The sequence below is a fragment of the Yoonia vestfoldensis genome (assembly GCF_002158905.1).
GTDB classification, from domain to species: domain Bacteria; phylum Pseudomonadota; class Alphaproteobacteria; order Rhodobacterales; family Rhodobacteraceae; genus Yoonia; species Yoonia vestfoldensis_B.
In genome coordinates this window covers 1,722,154-1,738,048 of record NZ_CP021431.1, presented here as the reverse complement: position 1 = coordinate 1,738,048, position 15,895 = coordinate 1,722,154, and the positions used below count along the sequence as shown (strand labels likewise).

The 15,895-nt window shown below is 62.1% G+C and carries 19 protein-coding genes; 14 read left to right on the top strand and 5 right to left on the bottom strand.

The features are described 5' to 3' along the window. Positions 1-6 precede the first annotated feature (6 nt). The 3 genes from tig to LOKVESSMR4R_RS08565 all read left to right on the top strand — a co-directional run bounded on the left by tig (position 7) and on the right by LOKVESSMR4R_RS08565 (position 2,711). Entirely contained in the window at positions 7-1,338 is a 1,332-nt protein-coding gene (gene tig, locus LOKVESSMR4R_RS08575; protein WP_087207511.1) for a trigger factor, read from the top strand. A 158-nt stretch (positions 1,339-1,496) separates the two neighbouring features. Next, entirely contained in the window at positions 1,497-2,018 is a 522-nt protein-coding gene (locus LOKVESSMR4R_RS08570) for a DNA topology modulation protein FlaR (protein WP_087207509.1), read from the top strand. Between the two features lie 213 nt (positions 2,019-2,231). Continuing rightward, a complete protein-coding gene (locus LOKVESSMR4R_RS08565; protein WP_087207506.1) occupies positions 2,232-2,711 on the top strand; it encodes a hypothetical protein in 480 nt (159 codons plus the stop codon). Between the two features lie 74 nt (positions 2,712-2,785). On the opposite strand, the gene rplI is transcribed toward LOKVESSMR4R_RS08565, so the two are convergent. From rplI to rpsF, 3 genes are read right to left on the bottom strand one after another with little or no spacing between them, the layout of a single operon-like run. After that, a complete protein-coding gene (gene rplI / locus LOKVESSMR4R_RS08560) occupies positions 2,786-3,373 on the bottom strand; it encodes a 50S ribosomal protein L9 (RefSeq protein ID WP_087207504.1) in 588 nt (195 codons plus the stop codon). A 9-nt stretch (positions 3,374-3,382) separates the two neighbouring features. Continuing rightward, positions 3,383-3,610, bottom strand: a complete 228-nt coding sequence (gene rpsR / locus LOKVESSMR4R_RS08555; RefSeq protein WP_087207502.1) for a 30S ribosomal protein S18 — start codon at positions 3,608-3,610, stop codon at positions 3,383-3,385. Between the two features lie 19 nt (positions 3,611-3,629). Next, a complete protein-coding gene (gene rpsF / locus LOKVESSMR4R_RS08550) occupies positions 3,630-4,013 on the bottom strand; it encodes a 30S ribosomal protein S6 (RefSeq protein ID WP_087207500.1) in 384 nt (127 codons plus the stop codon). 300 nt (positions 4,014-4,313) lie between these two features. Between rpsF and LOKVESSMR4R_RS08545 the strand changes: the two genes are divergently transcribed. Next, entirely contained in the window at positions 4,314-4,883 is a 570-nt protein-coding gene (locus tag LOKVESSMR4R_RS08545) for a YceI family protein (RefSeq protein ID WP_087212889.1), read from the top strand. 72 nt (positions 4,884-4,955) lie between these two features. Here the strand turns inward: LOKVESSMR4R_RS08545 and LOKVESSMR4R_RS08540 are convergent, their stop codons facing one another. Both LOKVESSMR4R_RS08540 and LOKVESSMR4R_RS08535 read right to left on the bottom strand, forming a co-directional pair. Then, the gene (locus LOKVESSMR4R_RS08540) at positions 4,956-5,735 is read right to left on the bottom strand and encodes a hypothetical protein (RefSeq protein WP_087207499.1); all 780 of its coding nucleotides are present in this window, start codon (positions 5,733-5,735) and stop codon (positions 4,956-4,958) included. A gap of 215 nt (positions 5,736-5,950) precedes the next feature. Continuing rightward, a complete protein-coding gene (locus tag LOKVESSMR4R_RS08535) occupies positions 5,951-7,138 on the bottom strand; it encodes a cytochrome b/b6 domain-containing protein (protein ID WP_087207497.1) in 1,188 nt (395 codons plus the stop codon). A 166-nt stretch (positions 7,139-7,304) separates the two neighbouring features. Here LOKVESSMR4R_RS08535 and fabD point away from each other — a divergent pair, with 166 nt between their 5' ends. The 10 genes from fabD to LOKVESSMR4R_RS08485 all read left to right on the top strand — a co-directional run bounded on the left by fabD (position 7,305) and on the right by LOKVESSMR4R_RS08485 (position 15,887). Next, a complete protein-coding gene (gene fabD, locus LOKVESSMR4R_RS08530) occupies positions 7,305-8,243 on the top strand; it encodes an ACP S-malonyltransferase (RefSeq protein ID WP_087207495.1) in 939 nt (312 codons plus the stop codon). A gap of 10 nt (positions 8,244-8,253) precedes the next feature. Next, entirely contained in the window at positions 8,254-8,991 is a 738-nt protein-coding gene (fabG, locus tag LOKVESSMR4R_RS08525; RefSeq protein ID WP_087207493.1) for a 3-oxoacyl-[acyl-carrier-protein] reductase, read from the top strand. Between the two features lie 146 nt (positions 8,992-9,137). Then, positions 9,138-9,371 (top strand): acyl carrier protein, encoded by a 234-nt coding sequence (locus LOKVESSMR4R_RS08520; RefSeq protein ID WP_007205102.1) that lies wholly within the window; start codon positions 9,138-9,140, stop codon positions 9,369-9,371. Between the two features lie 152 nt (positions 9,372-9,523). Continuing rightward, entirely contained in the window at positions 9,524-10,786 is a 1,263-nt protein-coding gene (gene fabF, locus LOKVESSMR4R_RS08515) for a beta-ketoacyl-ACP synthase II (RefSeq protein ID WP_087207490.1), read from the top strand. Further along, the gene (gene mltG / locus LOKVESSMR4R_RS08510; protein WP_087207489.1) at positions 10,786-11,943 is read left to right on the top strand and encodes an endolytic transglycosylase MltG; all 1,158 of its coding nucleotides are present in this window, start codon (positions 10,786-10,788) and stop codon (positions 11,941-11,943) included. Before fabF ends, mltG begins: the two co-directional genes overlap by 1 nt. 159 nt (positions 11,944-12,102) lie before the next feature. Next, on the top strand, positions 12,103-12,501 hold the full coding sequence (locus tag LOKVESSMR4R_RS08505) for a hypothetical protein (RefSeq protein WP_237331940.1): 399 nt from the start codon (positions 12,103-12,105) through the stop codon (positions 12,499-12,501). After that, positions 12,428-13,750: a DNA-packaging protein gene (locus tag LOKVESSMR4R_RS08500; protein ID WP_087207487.1), complete on the top strand. Its 1,323-nt coding sequence runs from the start codon at positions 12,428-12,430 to the stop codon at positions 13,748-13,750. Before LOKVESSMR4R_RS08505 ends, LOKVESSMR4R_RS08500 begins: the two co-directional genes overlap by 74 nt. A gap of 232 nt (positions 13,751-13,982) precedes the next feature. Then, the gene (locus LOKVESSMR4R_RS08495) at positions 13,983-15,158 is read left to right on the top strand and encodes a phage portal protein (RefSeq protein ID WP_087207485.1); all 1,176 of its coding nucleotides are present in this window, start codon (positions 13,983-13,985) and stop codon (positions 15,156-15,158) included. After that, the gene (locus LOKVESSMR4R_RS08490) at positions 15,151-15,360 is read left to right on the top strand and encodes a hypothetical protein (protein ID WP_087207483.1); all 210 of its coding nucleotides are present in this window, start codon (positions 15,151-15,153) and stop codon (positions 15,358-15,360) included. The genes LOKVESSMR4R_RS08495 and LOKVESSMR4R_RS08490 overlap by 8 nt, the downstream gene beginning before the upstream one ends. Beyond that, the gene (locus LOKVESSMR4R_RS08485; protein WP_087207480.1) at positions 15,357-15,887 is read left to right on the top strand and encodes an HK97 family phage prohead protease; all 531 of its coding nucleotides are present in this window, start codon (positions 15,357-15,359) and stop codon (positions 15,885-15,887) included. Before LOKVESSMR4R_RS08490 ends, LOKVESSMR4R_RS08485 begins: the two co-directional genes overlap by 4 nt. The last annotated feature ends 8 nt before the right edge of the window (positions 15,888-15,895 follow it).

The window sequence follows — 15,895 nt, the reverse complement described above, 5'->3', positions numbered from 1 at the left end:
CAGCAAATGCAGGTCACCGAGACCCTGAACGAAGGCCTCAAGCGCGGCTATGCCATCACCGTCACCGCGGCGGAACTGGACGCGAAGGTTGAAGAAAAGCTCAAAGAAGCGCAGCCAACCATCGAGATGAAAGGCTTTCGCAAGGGCAAGGTCCCGATGGCGCTGCTGCGCAAGCAATATGGCGAGCGTCTGATGGGCGAAGCCATGCAGGACAGCATCGATTCTGCTGTGCGCGCGCATCTGGATGCGACAGGCGACCGGCCCGCAGCCCAGCCCGAGATGAAGATGTCGAACCCCGATTGGACGCCCGGCGATGATGTGCAGGTCGATGTGTCCTATGAAAAGCTGCCCGAGATCCCTGCCGTGGATTTCGCCAAGATCACGATCGACCGCATGGTCGTAAAGGCCGATGATGCCGCCGTGCAGGAAGCGCTGGACAATCTGGCCGCATCGCCGCAGGCCGTGTCCTATGAAGCCAAGAAAACCCAAGCGAAAAAGGACGATCAGGTCGTTCTGGATTTCGTGGGCAAGGTTGATGGCGAAGCCTTTGAAGGCGGTTCCGCCGAAGATTACCCGCTGGTGCTGGGGTCCAATTCCTTTATCCCCGGCTTTGAAGACGGGTTGCTGAAGGTCAAGGCCGGCGAGGTCAAGGATGTCGAGGTGACCTTCCCCGCGGAATATCAGGCCGATCATCTGGCCGGCAAGACAGCCGTCTTTACCTGCACGATCAAAGAAGTCCGCGCGCCCAAAACGCCCGAGATCAATGACGAGCTGGCCACGAAATTCGGCGCCGAGGATCTGGCCACGCTCAAGACCCAGATCGCCGACCGGCTGGAGGCTGAATATAGCGGTGCCTCGCGCGCGCTGGCCAAACGCGCCTTGCTGGATCAGCTTGATGGCGTCGTCAGCTTTGATCTGCCCGCCGCTTTGGTCGAGGCCGAAGCCAACCAGATCGCGCATCAACTGTGGCACGAGGAAAACCCCGAGGTGCAGGGCCATGATCACCCCGAGATCACGCCCACCGAAGAGCATAAATCCTTGGCCGAACGCCGCGTGAAACTGGGCCTGTTGCTGGCCGATATCGGCCAGAAGGCCGAGGTGAAGGTCACCGATCAGGAAATGACCCAAGCCATCATGAACCAGGCCCGCCAATATCCCGGCCAGGAACGCCAGTTCTTTGAATTCGTGCAGCAGAACGCACAATTCCGCCAGCAATTGCAGGCCCCGATGTTCGAGGACAAGGTTGTCGACCATATCCTTGCCGCCGCGACCGTGACGGAAAAAGAAGTCAGCAAGGACGATCTGCAAAAAGCGGTCGAAAAGCTGGAAGAAGAATAAGCGCGACAGCATGTCGTGACGGAAAAGGGCGCCTGCGGGCGCCCTTTTTTGTTGGGGTGGGCGTAGATGTGGTTGTCGGTTATGCGGACTTTGTTGCCATTGGATATCCCAACAACAATCGCTATCCTGCGCGGTAGAGCGTTATTGAAGAGGCTGGATTGAAAAAGGTAATCATCACTGGATCAAACGGTGTCGGGAAAAGCCACTTCGCTGCAAAGTTAGCTTTGGCCCGACCAGAAGTTCCTGTGATCTCTTTCGATGCGATCAAGCTCCAGAAGGACTGGCGTCAACGCCCACGCGCTGAGATAGATGCTGCTCTGGCGGAAGCGCTTGAAAAAGAGGCGTGGATACTTGAAGGCGGCCCAAGTCTTTTGGCTCAAGCTGTTGAGAAGGCTGACGTTTTGGTTTGGCTGGACCCTCCAGAACATGTCAGGGCGTGGCGGCTTGCTACCCGCCCGTGGAAACATCGTGGCAAGACCAGATCAGAACTTCCACCCGGCAACATTGATTGGCCGTGGCAGCAATACAAATTCGCCATTCGCAGTCTCAAGAATAGATCGAAGTTCCGCACTTACATCTCAGACGTTTTCGGTAGCGCAGATGGACCGCAAAAGTGGCGATGCCGCAACGAAAACGACCGCAACGAAGTGATCACGCGGTGGGCCAAAGCTTCGATCTAGGAGATGCTTTGGGCTCGAAGCGGAGATTGCGCACCGAAGACGCTCGTCTGCGTCTTGGTGTGGCGCAATGTCAAGATGCGCTCTGCCTTAGCCCTTTTTTGTTGGCTCACGGGTGCTGCTGCCATAAAGCGACCGCAAAGCGGACCCATAATTTCCGTTTTCAGGCGGCAGCATCACGGATGTGTGATGACATGCAAAGCGAGGGTCGCCAGTATGCTAAGACGGTTTCTATTCGCGGTGGTCCTGAGTTCGGCCGCAGGGACAGCGGCGGTCGCATGTCCCGATTTTACGATTGCGCCGCAGCAATCCTTTCAGGCGACGGGCAAGGAGCTTTATGCGCCGAGGCAGTTCGAGGTCGGCGCGGGCGGCCAGCATGCACTGGGCGATTGCCCGCAAATCCGGCCTAGCACGGATGTGGGGGCGGGGTATTTCCCGGCCTCTCCGGATTTCTCGTTCGCGCTATCGGGGATGCAGCCTTACCGACTTGTCATCAGCGTTGTCAGCCGATGCGATGCGGCACTGTTGATCAATACCGCGACGGCGACGTGGTATTATGACGACGACGATAACGGCAATCTTGATCCGCTGATCACCCTGACGCAGCCCGCGGACGGGCGGATCGACATCTGGATCGGCACCTATGACGGGTCTTATTGCGACGCGGTCTTGCAGCTGGAAACCTTCGACCGCTGAACGGGCAGGGCCGCCCAAACAAAAAGGGCCGCTGGCATGTGCCGCGGCCCTTTTTCATTCTGTAAAGTCGCGGTTTAGCCGCGGTCGTCGTCGCCGAATTCGTCGGCAGCGCCGCCGATATCGTCGAACAATTCCTGGATCTCGAACTCTGCGGCGGCCTCTTCTTCGGCGGCCAGTTCGGCGATGGATTTGCCGGCTTCCTGAAGCTGGGCCTCTTCGGCAGAGCGTGCGACGTTCAGCGTGATCGTGGCATCGACTTCGGGGTGCAGGTTGACCAGCACGTCATGCAGGCCAAGATCCTTGATCGCACCGGTCAGAACGATCTGACCTTTGTTGATGCTGAAACCGGCCTTTGTCGCGGCTTCGGCGGCATCGCGGGGCGTGACCGACCCGTAAAGCGCGCCACCATCCGAGGCAGAGCGGATGATCACGAAACGCTGACCATCCAGCTTTTCGGCCAGTGCCTGGGCCTCTTTCTTGGTTTCGAGGTTGCGGGCTTCCATCTGGGCCTTTTCAGCCTCGAAACGGGCCATATTGGCCGCGTTCACGCGCAGGGCTTTGCCCTGTGGCAGCAGGAAGTTGCGGGCATAGCCGTCCTTGACGGACACAACTTCGCCCATCTGACCGAGTTTTGCCACGCGTTCGAGAAGAATGATATCCATGATATGTCCTTACTTTACAGCGTATGGCAGCAGGGCAAGGAACCGGGCACGCTTGATCGCACGGGCGAGCGCGCGCTGGTTCTTGGCTCCGACAGCGGTGATACGGGCGGGGACGATCTTGCCGCGCTCAGAGATATAGCGCTGCAGGGTGCGTGTGTCCTTATAGTCGATCTTGGGCGCGTCATTGCCTTCGAACGGATCGGACTTGCGACGGCGGAAGAATGGTTTGGTTGCCATGATTGCTATCCTTTACTGATCAACGACGTTCGCGGCGTTCGCCGCCACGGTCAGGGCGGTCACCCCGGTCGCCGCGCTCTTCACGCTTTTGCATCTGGACCGAAGGGCCGTCTTCATGGGCATCGACCTTGATGGTCAGCACACGCATGACGTCTTCGTGCAGGCGCATCAGGCGTTCCATTTCCTGGATCGCAGGTGCGGGCGCATCGGTGCGCAGCAGGGCATAATGGCCCTTGCGGTTCTTGTTGATCTTATAGGCCATCGTCTTGACGCCCCAATATTCGTTTTCCAGCATCTTGCCGCCATTGTCGGCAAGAACGGTCCCGAAATGTTCGATCAGGGCTTCGGCTTGCGTGTTGGACAAGTCCTGACGCGCAATCATCACATGCTCATACAGCGGCATGCATACTCCAGTTCTTTTCTCGGCGCATTTCAAAGCATGGGGCAGTGACCCTTCTGCACCCCATCCACGAGAGCCTGCGCAGTTCATCATATTCGCAGAAGGATGGGGCCTTATACGCAGCTTGGGCGGCAATGCAAGCCTTGGCCGCCGGTTTTGCCGCAGCGCCGCGATTTGGGCAAAATCGCCTGCGCGCAGAGCGATGCGCGGCGTGTCGCCGAACATTGTCTGTTCGGAATTGCGCAATTGTGTTTCGCGGCCTCAACAGGCTTATGGGGCCTGCACAAACATTGGAGTTGCCCCATGAAAAAGATCCTTTCGACCGCCGCCCTGGCCACGCTGTTGGCCGCGCCCGTCGTCGCCGAAACCTATGTCCTGGACGCCAGCCACAGCCAGATCGTCTTTAGCTATGACCATCTGGGGTTTTCGACAACCTATGGCATGTTCTCGGGCTTTGAGGGCGAAATCGACTTTGACCAGGCAGATCCCGCCGCATCCTCGGTCAATGTGTCTTTCCCCGTGCGCACAATGCTGACCGGCTGGGAAGGCCGTTTCAACCATTTCATGAGCGCGGATTTCTTTGACGCGGCCGATGATGAAATGGTCAGCTTTACCTCGACCGCGATCGAGGTCACAGGCGACAATACCGCCCTGATCACCGGTGATCTGACGCTGAACGGCGTGACCAAAAGCGTCGTGCTGGACGCCACGCTGAACCAGGCCGGCATGCATCCGATGGAAAACAAGGCCTGGGCCGGTTTCGACGCGACCACCACGCTGCTGCGGTCCGATTTCAACGTTGGCAATTTCGCGCCTTTCGTCAGCGATGAAGTCGAAGTGATGATCTCGATCGAGGCGATGGCAGCCGAATAAGCGCCGTCGCGCGATCATCAGCGCTGCAAGACACCGCGCCGGGGCAATCCGGCGCGGTTTTTCGTCTCTGCGCTAGCTGCGCATGCGAAAGGCCTGCGCGATTGCCAGCGGCGCGAATGGGGCAGGGAAGGCGCGGAAAAACAGCTCTCCGTCGACATCGACCAGCCGGGCGTCCAGCAGCTCGACCGCGATGGCGCAGATGGCGCGCTCTTCACCCGATTTGCTGCAGCTATAGACGTTGCGATTGCCAATATTCACGTTTGAAAACTCGACCCCATTGATCGAGAGCGTGACGCCATTATCGCCGTCTTGCGGTGTGCCATGCTGCAAGACCAAAGCATCGGTTTCCATATAGCCGGTGACAAAGGCATAATAGATGTCGGGGTTGTCGATGACCTGGCGCGCATAAAGCGGCAGATCCTCCCCTGCATGCGGCCCGGCGGCGGCGGTGCGATAGGCGTCGGACAGCAATCTTGCCGCCTGCGGGGCCGTGATCCGCCGCACCTGCGTATTGGTGGCCGTGATCGAGGCGTCAAAGGCTAGGCTGCCAGAGGCTTGCACCACGCCGCGCCGGACAAGATCTGCCGAGGCCCCCAAAACCCGCGATGACGACAGATTTGCCGACCCTTGGCTGGCATAAAGCGAATCGTCGATCTGCAGATCAAGGTTCAGCTCGGTCAGGGCCGGCCCGTCGCCTGACATGTCCAAAAGATAGACCTGGCCCGGAAATTCGGCGGCCGAGGCAAAGCTACGCGCCTGCGATATAAAGGCATAATCATATTGCGTGTTTTGCAATTCGGCGCAGGCAGAGCCTGTCAAAAACACGGAAAACAAGATGGCAGCGCGGCGCATGGGATCCTCCGGCGGGCATGGCTTGGGTCCCTGCGGATGATAGGGGGTAAGCGGTTTCGCGCTCAAGCAGAAAATTGCGCAGGCCATGCTGGCGGGGCTGCGCGGCTGGGGGGCGGCGGGGTGAACCCCGCCCTACGGGTCCGGATCTTGCGCGGCGGGCGTAAGGCGGGGTTACCCCCGCCGCACCGGCGCAAAGCTTTGTCTTTGGTCGCGCGCTATTGGGTTGCGCTGACCGCCAATGTCACGTCCACCGCAAAGCCCAGGCTGCTTTCATCCGCCATCGACGCGCCGATGCCGAAATCGCGCCGGTCCAGCGTCAGGGTGCCGGACATCTCGGCGGTATCGCCCGCAATTGTCAGATCGAAGGGAAAGCTGACCGGCAGGCTGGCGCCTTTGATCGTCAGCATCCCATCGGCGCTATAGCCTGCGTCATCTTGCAGGATCGTGCCCGTGAATGTCGCGGTCGGATAGGTGGCGCTGTCAAAGAAATCGGCCCCCATGGCTTGGGATGTCACCGACCCCAGCGTCAGCGAGGCAATAGAGATCGTCGTCGTAACCTCGCCCGCGATACCTGTGGCGGCGGGATCGAAACTGATCGCGGCGGTCCAATCGGTGAAACTGCCCGCAACGGGGCTACCAAGCTGGGTCACGCTGATCCCGATCGTGCCCGCTGTCACCGTCCAGTCAGAGGCGACAGCCGCCAGCGTCGGGCGCGTCTGGGCCTGTTCGGCGCTGAACAGCCCCGCTGCGGCGGCCCCCCCCGTGGCCAGCGCAAAGACCAAGGCGGCGCTGACAGGGGCGGCAAGGCTGCCTTGATGCGCGGGCATCAGCGGGGCATCGGCCTTGCCGAACCACATCCGCCGCAGCGTGGCATCCTTGTCGATCAGATGATGTTTCAGCGCGCCTGCGACATGCAGCAAGATCGCGACAATCATGATATTGGCAAAGAGCCAATGCAGGCTGGCCATGATATCGGCCAGCGCGGCTGATTTGGGCACCAGGGGCAGGTCTTGCCCGATGGGCAGCAAGATCGGGGCGAAACCGCTGGTGGCGGCGTGATGCACCCAGCCGGTCAGCGGCACGGCGACCAGGCTGATGTAAAGCGTCCAATGCACCATGGCGGCCAGCGCTGATTGCAGCTTGTGATGCGGGTTCAGATCGCCGGGCTTGGTCTGGCTCAGCGCCCAGAGGATTCGCGCCAGCGCCACCGCAAACAGGATCACCCCCAGCGTCTTATGCACCGAGAAAAGCTGCGCCTTCAGCGCCAGTTCCGCGTCATTTTCATAGGGCAGCCGTTCGGCGATGATCCCCAAGGGCGCGATGGCCAGGATCAGCCCGGCGGTCAGCCAGTGAAAGGTTTTGGTAACGGTGCCATAGCTACGGGCAGTATTGGAAACGGACATGGATCAACCTCTTTGCATGGTTTGCAGATAGCAGCCCGCCCCGGTCCCGCATAGGCGCTGTCATGCAGAGCCTTTGTGCAAATCTGCGCGGGTCCCAGTTTGCTTGCCGTGTCCGGTTGCGCAGGGTAAACCCGCCTGACCAGACAATTTGAAGGAGAAGCTCTAGATGCGGGCATTCGTTTTTCCCGGCCAGGGGGCGCAGACAATCGGGATGGGGCGCGCACTTGCCAGCGCCTATCCCGCGGCACAGGCCGTGTTCGACGAGGTTGACGAGGCTTTGGGCGAAAAGCTGTCCGCGCTGATCTGGGAGGGCGATATCGACACGCTGACCCTGACGCAGAATGCGCAGCCTGCCCTGATGGCCACGTCGCTGGCCACGATCCGCGCGCTGGAGGTCGAAGGCGTCGATATCACCGCCGCCCGTTTCGTGGCGGGCCATTCGCTGGGCGAATATGCCGCCCTTGCTGCTGCGCGCGCCCTGACCATTGCCGATACCGCCCGCCTGCTGCGCATCCGTGGCCGCGCCATGCAGGATGCCGTGCCGGTGGGTGTCGGCGCGATGGCGGCCCTGTTGGGGCTGGATTTCGACCAGGCCCGCGCCGTCGCCGAAGACGCCGCCCAGGGCGAGATCTGCGAGGCTGCCAATGACAATGATCCGGGGCAGGTGGTTGTGTCTGGCCATAAGGCCGCCGTGGAACGCGCGCTGGATATCGCCAAGGCCAAGGGGGCCAAACGCGCGATCCTGTTGCCGGTTTCGGCACCTTTTCATTGCAGCCTGATGGCCCCGGCCGCCGATGTGATGGCCAAGGCGCTGGACTCTGTGGCGATCAATCCGCCGGTCGTGGGGCTGGTGGCCAATGTGCTGGCCGATGTCGTCACCGACCCTGCCGAGATCCGCAGATTGCTGGTCGCGCAGGTCACCGGATCGGTGCGCTGGCGCGAAAGTGTCGCCTTCATGGCCGCGCAGGGTGTGACCGATATCTATGAAATCGGCGCGGGCAAGGCGCTGTCCGGCATGGTCAAGCGGATCAACCGCGACCTGACGGCCAGCGCTGTCGGAACCCCCGAAGACGTGGTGGCCATGGCGGCTTCCTTGCAGGAATAAAGGAATACAGATGTTTGATTTGACTGGAAAAAATGCGCTGATCACCGGGGCGTCCGGGGGCATTGGCGGCGCGATCGCCAAGGCGCTTTACGAGGCGGGTGCCACCGTCGCGCTGTCCGGCACGCGGGTCGCGCCGCTGGAAACGCTGGCCGCATCGCTTGGCCCGCGCGCCCATGTGCTGCCTTGCAACCTGTCGGATGCCGATGCCGTGAATGCGCTGCCCAAAGAGGCCGCTGATCTGTTGGGGTCCGTCGATATTCTGGTGAACAATGCCGGCATCACCCGCGACAACCTGTTCATGCGCATGTCCGACGAGGAATGGTCATCCGTGCTGGAGGTCAACCTGACATCCACCATGCGCCTGTGCAAAGGCGTCATTCGCGGCATGATGAAGGCGCGCTGGGGGCGGATCGTGAATATCTCTTCCATCGTGGGGGCGACCGGCAATCCGGGGCAGGCGAATTATGCAGCCAGCAAAGCGGGGATGGTCGGCATGTCGAAATCCATCGCCTATGAGGTCGCCAGCCGCGGCATCACCGTCAATTGCGTGGCCCCCGGTTTCATCACCACCGCCATGACCGACAAGCTGAATGATGATCAGAAAGCCGCGATCCTGACGCAGGTGCCCGCAGGCCGCATGGGCGAGGCCCAAGAGATCGCCGCCGCCGTGCTGTATCTGGCCAGCAACGAGGCTGCCTATGTCACCGGCAGCACCTTGCATGTGAATGGCGGGATGGCCATGCTTTGACACCGGCTGGCGGGGAATCCGTTTGCTAAGACGGAATTCTCTGCTATGAGCCTCGCAGCTTGAAGATGCGGTGAACCTCCGCTTTGCTAAATCCCGCAAGGGAATCTGAAAACGGGCACCTGCCCAGAAAGACATGAGGAATTGACATGAGCGATGTCGCAGACCGCGTACGCAAGATCGTTGTAGAACATCTTGGTGTTGAAGAAGACAAAGTGACGGAGACTGCGTCCTTCATTGATGATCTGGGTGCAGACAGCCTTGATACCGTGGAATTGGTCATGGCTTTCGAAGAGGAATTCGGGATCGAGATCCCCGATGATGCCGCCGAAACCATCCAGACCTTTGGCGACGCCGTGAAATTCATTTCCAGCGCGCAGTAAAACGCGGCCCTACGGGGTTGCGGGCGGCGTCCTTCGGGGCGCCGTTTTGCTTTGGCGCGCAGCTTTGCGCCCGCGTGATCATTGCTGCACTTGCCCCTTGCTGGCGGGCTGGGCTATCACGTTCAAAACACACCAAGAGGTGAGGACATCAGATGCGCCGTGTCGTTGTAACTGGGTTAGGATTGGTCACGCCGCTGGCTGACGGGGTCGAAAAGACATGGGATCGCCTGCTGGCCGGGCAATCGGGGGCGGGCCGGATCACCGGTTTTGATCCCAGCAAGCTGACCACGCAATATGCCTGCGAAGTGCCCTTGGGCGATGGCAGTGACGGGACTTTCAACCCCGATGCCTATATGGAACCCAAAGAACAGCGCAAGGTCGATACCTTTATCCTGTTCGGCATGGCCGCCGCCCAGCAAGCGATCGAGGATGCAGGCTGGCAGCCCACCGACCGCGCCGATCTGGACCGCACCGGGGTGATGATCGGCTCTGGCATCGGCGGGCTGAATTCCATCGCCGACACGGCCGTGATGATGGCTGAAAAAGGCCCGCGCCGGGTGTCGCCTTTCTTTGTGCCGGGTGCGTTGATCAATCTGATCTCGGGGCAGGTCTCGATCCGTTACGGCTTTCGTGGCCCGAACCATGCGCCAGTGACCGCCTGTTCCACCGGCGCGCATGCCATCGGCGATGCGTCGCGTCTGATCATGTTCGGCGATGCCGATGTGATGATCGCAGGCGGCGCAGAGGCCGCGATTTGCGAATTGGGCATTGCCGGTTTCAATGCCTGCAAGGCCCTGTCCACCGCCCATAATGACGATCCGACCAAGGCCAGCCGCCCCTGGGATCGCGACCGTGACGGGTTTGTCATGGGCGAAGGCGCGGGGATTGTCGTGCTGGAAGAATATGAACATGCCAAGGCGCGCGGCGCCAAGATTTACGCCGAGGTGCTGGGCTATGGCCTGTCGGGCGATGCCCATCACATCACAGCCCCGCCCCCCGACCATGAAGGCGCCGAACGCGCGATGCGCGCCGCCTGCCGCAATGCGGGCATCGACCCCGCGCAGATTGATTACGTCAATGCGCATGGCACATCGACCATGGCCGATACGATCGAATTGGGCGCGGTGGAACGGCTTGTCGGGCCGCAGGCGGCGGCGAAACTGACCATGTCATCAACCAAATCCGCCACGGGGCATTTGTTGGGGGCCGCTGGCGCGATCGAGGCCGTGTTTTCCATCCTCGCGATCCGCGATCAGGTGGCACCGCCGACGATCAACCTTGATAACCCCGATGTGGAAACCACCGTGGACCTGTGCGCCAATGCCAAGCGCGCACGCCGGATCGATGTGGCCCTGTCCAATTCCTTTGGCTTTGGCGGCACCAATGCCAGCGTGATCTTTGGGAAAATCGCCTGATGTGGCGGCATATCGCGGCCAATTTCCTGACCTTTTTGACCGTGGCCCTGTTCTTGTTGGCAGGGGTGATCGGCTGGGGCATGAAACAATACCGCGATCCCGGCCCCTTGGCGCAAGCGATCTGTTTCCAGGTGCCCAGCGGCGCGTCGATGTCGCGGGTGACAGAATCGCTGGTGGCGCAGGGCGCGGTCAGCAGTGGCACGATCCTGCGCATCGGGGCCGATTACAGCGCAACATCGGGCCTGTTGAAAGCAGGCAGCTTTCTGGTGCCCGAGGCCGCCTCGATGGCGCAAATCATGGAGATCATCACCCGCGGCGGGGCCAATAGCTGCGGCACCGAGGTGATCTACAGGATCGGCGTGAACCAGCTGCAAGGCGTGGTGCGCGAACTTGACCCCGCAACCAACCGCTATGTCGAACGCGCCAGCTTTGACCCGCTGACCGAGGAAGAACCCGCCATCTATAGCGAGGTCCGCGCGCAGGATGATACGCGTTTGCGCGTGGTGCTGGCCGAAGGCGTGACCAGCTGGCAGGTGCTGAATGCGCTGCAAGCGATCAGCGCGCTGGATGCGGATGTGACCGAAACCCCGCCCGAAGGCATGCTGGCGCCGGCCAGCTATGAATTCACCCCCGGCACGCCGGTCTCTGCGATTCTGGCGCAGATGATCGCGCGGCAAGAGGCGATCATCGCCGAGGCCTGGGCCAATCGGCAAGACGACCTGCCGCTGGCCAGCCCCGAGGATATGCTGATTCTGGCCAGTATCATCGAAAAGGAAACCAGCGAGGTCGATGAACGCAGGCAGGTCGCCAGCGTCTTTATCAACCGGCTGCGCCAGGGGATGCGCCTGCAAACCGACCCCACCGTGATCTATGGCGTCACGCGCGGGCAGGGCGTGCTGGGGCGCGGCATCCGGCAAAGCGAATTGCGCGCCGATAACCCCTGGAACACCTATGTGATCGACGGGCTGCCAGCGACGCCGATTGCCAATCCGGGGCAGGCCAGTATCGCGGCGGCGGTGAACCCTGATCAGACTGCCTATATCTTTTTCGTCGCAGATGGCACGGGCGGGCATACGTTCACCACCAATCTGGCCGATCACAACCGCGCCGTGGCCGTCTGGCGCCGGATCGAGGCGGAACGCCAGTCCAACCAGTAATCACCTGAAAAGATGAACAAATTGACAAGGGGTCGCACGGGTGCCGGGCGGCCCTTTGTTGCTTTTTGGGCCATTTTGGGATAGGGTCGGCAGGCTAGATGGCGTGACGGGATGGTCCGCCACTCGACCTGCGGAAGGCTCCCAACAGGTCACATCATCATGACGGCACGACACGACCACGACCCTGATCACCAATCCGATCACCAATCTGGCCCCGGCAGGCAAGCCAAGACAGAAAGACAGGCGCAGATCGATGCGCAGGCGCGGGTGACGGAAATCACCACGCTTTTTGCGCGCATCCGCGGCGTGCTGGATCACAGCCTGCGGATCGCTGACGATCTGGCCGAGGATACGCCGCGCATTCTTATCACCCGTATGGATCAATTGATCGCGGCGCATCTGAAGGTGCTGACCGCCGAGGAGGCTTTCAATGCTGCCCAAAACGCAAACCCCGGCGATATCGACCAGCTCGACAGCATCCGCGATGACCTTGGGCGCAGGCTTGATCGCCTCCGCGCCAGTCTCGGTGCAACGGGCGTTTCTGGCCAGCCTGAGTGACGCCGAATTGCAGGCGCTGCCCTATCTGTTTGCCTTCTGGGCGATGCCCCATCAGTTGCCGCCGCCGGGCGATTGGCGCAATTGGGTGATCCTGGGCGGGCGCGGGGCGGGCAAGACCCGCGCCGGGGCGGAATGGGTGCGCAGCATGGCGACAGGGCCGGCGCGCCGGATCGCGGTGATCGGCGAAACCTATCACCAGGCGCGCGAAGTGATGGTCTTTGGCGATAGCGGGATCATGGCGGTCTGCCCGCCCGGCCAGCGGCCAAAATGGATCGCGACCCGCCAGATGCTGGTCTGGCCCAATGGCGCGCAGGCGGCGCTGTTTTCCGCCCAAGACCCCGAGGCCCTGCGCGGCCCGCAATTCGACGCCGCCTGGGTGGATGAATTGGCCAAATGGCGCAAGGCGGCGGCGACATGGGATATGCTGCAATTCGGGCTGCGGCTGGGCGATGCGCCACGGGTCTGCGTGACGACGACACCGCGCCGGCAGGCCTTGTTGCGCAAAGTGCTGGACCGGCCCGGCACCGTGGTCACCCATGCGCCCACCAGCGCCAACCGCGCCAATCTGGCCGAGGGTTTCCTGGCCGAGATGGCGGCGGAATATGCCGGCACGGCATTGGGGCGGCAGGAATTGGACGGGGTGATGCTTGATGATGTGCAGGGCGCATTATGGCAGATGGGTGCGCTGGCGGCCTGTCAGCGCGACATCGCACCGCCGCTGACGCGGATCGTCGTCGCGCTCGACCCGCCCACCACGGCCCATGCCGGATCGGATGCCTGCGGGATCATCGTCGCGGGCGTGGTGATGCAGGGGCCAGTGCAGGACTGGCGCGGCTATGTGCTCGAAGATGCAAGCCTGCAAGGCGCCAGCCCCGATCAATGGGCGCGCGCCGCCATTGCCGTCATGGCGCGCCATCAGGCCGACAGGCTGGTGGCCGAGGTCAACCAGGGCGGCGATATGGTCGCCGCCGTGATCCGCCAGATCGACCCGCTGGTGCCATTGCGCACGGTCCATGCCAGCCGCGGCAAAGTGGCCCGCGCCGAACCTGTCGCGGCGCTTTATGAACAAGGCCGCGTGCGGCATCTGCGCGGGCTTGGCGATCTGGAAGACCAGATGTGCCAGATGACCAGCGCGGGCTATGAAGGGCGCGGCTCGCCCGACCGGGTCGATGCTTTGGTCTGGGCGCTGCATGATCTGATGATCGGCCCGGCCCAAAACTGGCGCAACCCCCAGATCAGGGGGCTGTGACCATCGCCGCCCTGGGGCGGCTCGGGCGCGCCGCGCGGGAGTATTTTTGGAAAAAAGAAGGCAGGGGCAAGGCGCACCCTTGCCCATCTTCCGAGCCCAAATATCCCCGCCGGAGGCCCAAAAGTTTTTTGGCGCAGCGCCGCAACCCCCACCGTACGCTGCTGTAACCGCATCCTCAACCTGCTGCGCTAGGCTTCTTGCAACGTCGCAATGATCGTTTCGAGGAGAAAAGATGTTTGATTTCCTGAACCGCAAACCCCCCGCGCCAGCCCAGGTCAAAACGTCGGCCACCGGGCGCGTGGTCGCGCTGCAGGGGGCGGGCCGCGTCGCCTGGTCGCCGCGCGATGTGGTTTCGCTGACGCGGACCGGGTTTCTGGGCAATCCGGTCGGCTTTCGCGCCGTGCGCCTGATAGCAGAGGCCGCCGCCGCGATCCCGCTACTCGTGCAGGATGATGACCATCGCTATGACCACCACCCGGTGCAGGCGCTGCTGGCGCGCCCCAATGCCGCCCAGGGCCGCGCCGAATTGCTGGAGGCCCTGTTTGGCCAGCTGCTGCTGACCGGCAATGGCTATCTGGAGGCGGTGGCGGGCGATGCGCTGCCCGCTGAAATCCATGTGCTGCGCTCGGACCGGATGGCGGTGGTGCCCGGACCCGATGGCTGGCCCATGGCCTATGAATATAATGTCGATGGCCGCAAGCACCGCTTTGCCGTTGCCGAGGATCATTCTGCGATCTGCCATGTCAAAAGCTTTCATCCGCAGGATGATCATTACGGGTTTTCCGCGCTCCAGGCCTGTGCCGCTGCGATTGATGTGCATAATGCCGCCTCACGCTGGTCCAAGGCCTTGCTCGACAATGCGGCACGGCCTTCGGGTGCGATTGTCTATCGCGGCGCGGATGGTCAATCCGCGTTGACCAGCGATCAATATGACCGCCTTGTCAGCGAGATGGAAAGCCAGCACCAGGGCGCGCGCAATGCGGGCCGGCCGATGCTGCTGGAAGGCGGGCTGGATTGGAAACCGATGGGGTTTTCGCCCTCGGATATGGAATTCCAGAAAACCAAGGAGGCCGCCGCGCGCGAGATTGCCATCGCCTTTGGTGTGCCGCCGATGCTGCTGGGGATTCCCGGTGACGCGACCTATGCCAATTACCAAGAGGCCAACCGCGCCTTTTACCGCCTGACGGTGCTGCCTTTGGCGACCCGCGTGGCATCGGTCATCGCGGACTGGCTGTCGGATTTTTCCGGCCAGCGCATCGAGATCCGCCCTGACAGCGACCAGATCGCCGCGCTGTCGCATGAGCGCGACAGCCTGTGGGCGCGGGTCGGGGCGGCTGCGTTCCTCAGTGATGCGGAAAGGCGCCGCCTGTTGGGCCTGCCCGCGCAGGAGGTCGGCCAGCATGGATGACAAGGTGATTACCCTGCGCGGCCAGCGCCGCGCGCCGCCGCCGCCGGCATCGGATTTCTGGTTCGCGCAGGTCGATCTGCGCCTGGGCCGGATCGAAAGCACCGTCGCGCGGCTGGCGTGGCACATCTGGATCGCGGTCTGCACTGGCGCGGCGCTGCTGGTCCTGGAGATCGTCAAAGCATTGAGCAAAGGCATATCATGATTCTGGAACATAAATTCTGCACCGGCCCCCAGCATGTGACATTCACCGACGGGCAGGTGATCAGCGGCTATGCCTCCTTGTTCGGCAAATCCGACCAGGGCGGCGATATCGTCGAGCCGGGCGCTTATCGCATCAGCCTGGCCAAGGGCCGCCGGATCAAGATGCTCTGGCAGCATGATCCGGCCCAGCCCATCGGCATCTGGGACGAGGTGGTCGAGGATGCGCGCGGCCTTTGGGTCAAGGGCCGTCTGCTGACCGATGTCGCCCGCGCCCGCGAGGCCGCGAGCCTGATCGCCGCAGGGGCGATTGACGGGCTGTCCATCGGCTATCGCACCCTGCGCGCCCATAAAGATGCCAGCGGCGCGCGCCGCCTGTCGGAACTGGATCTGTGGGAAGTGTCGCTGGTCACCTTTCCGATGCTGCCCGAGGCCCGTGTCACCGCCAAGGCCGAGGCCCGCAACACAGATGATCTGCACCGTCTTGCGCGCGCCTTTGCGCAGGCGCGCCGCCTGCTGCCCCCGCTTTAACCCCGCAT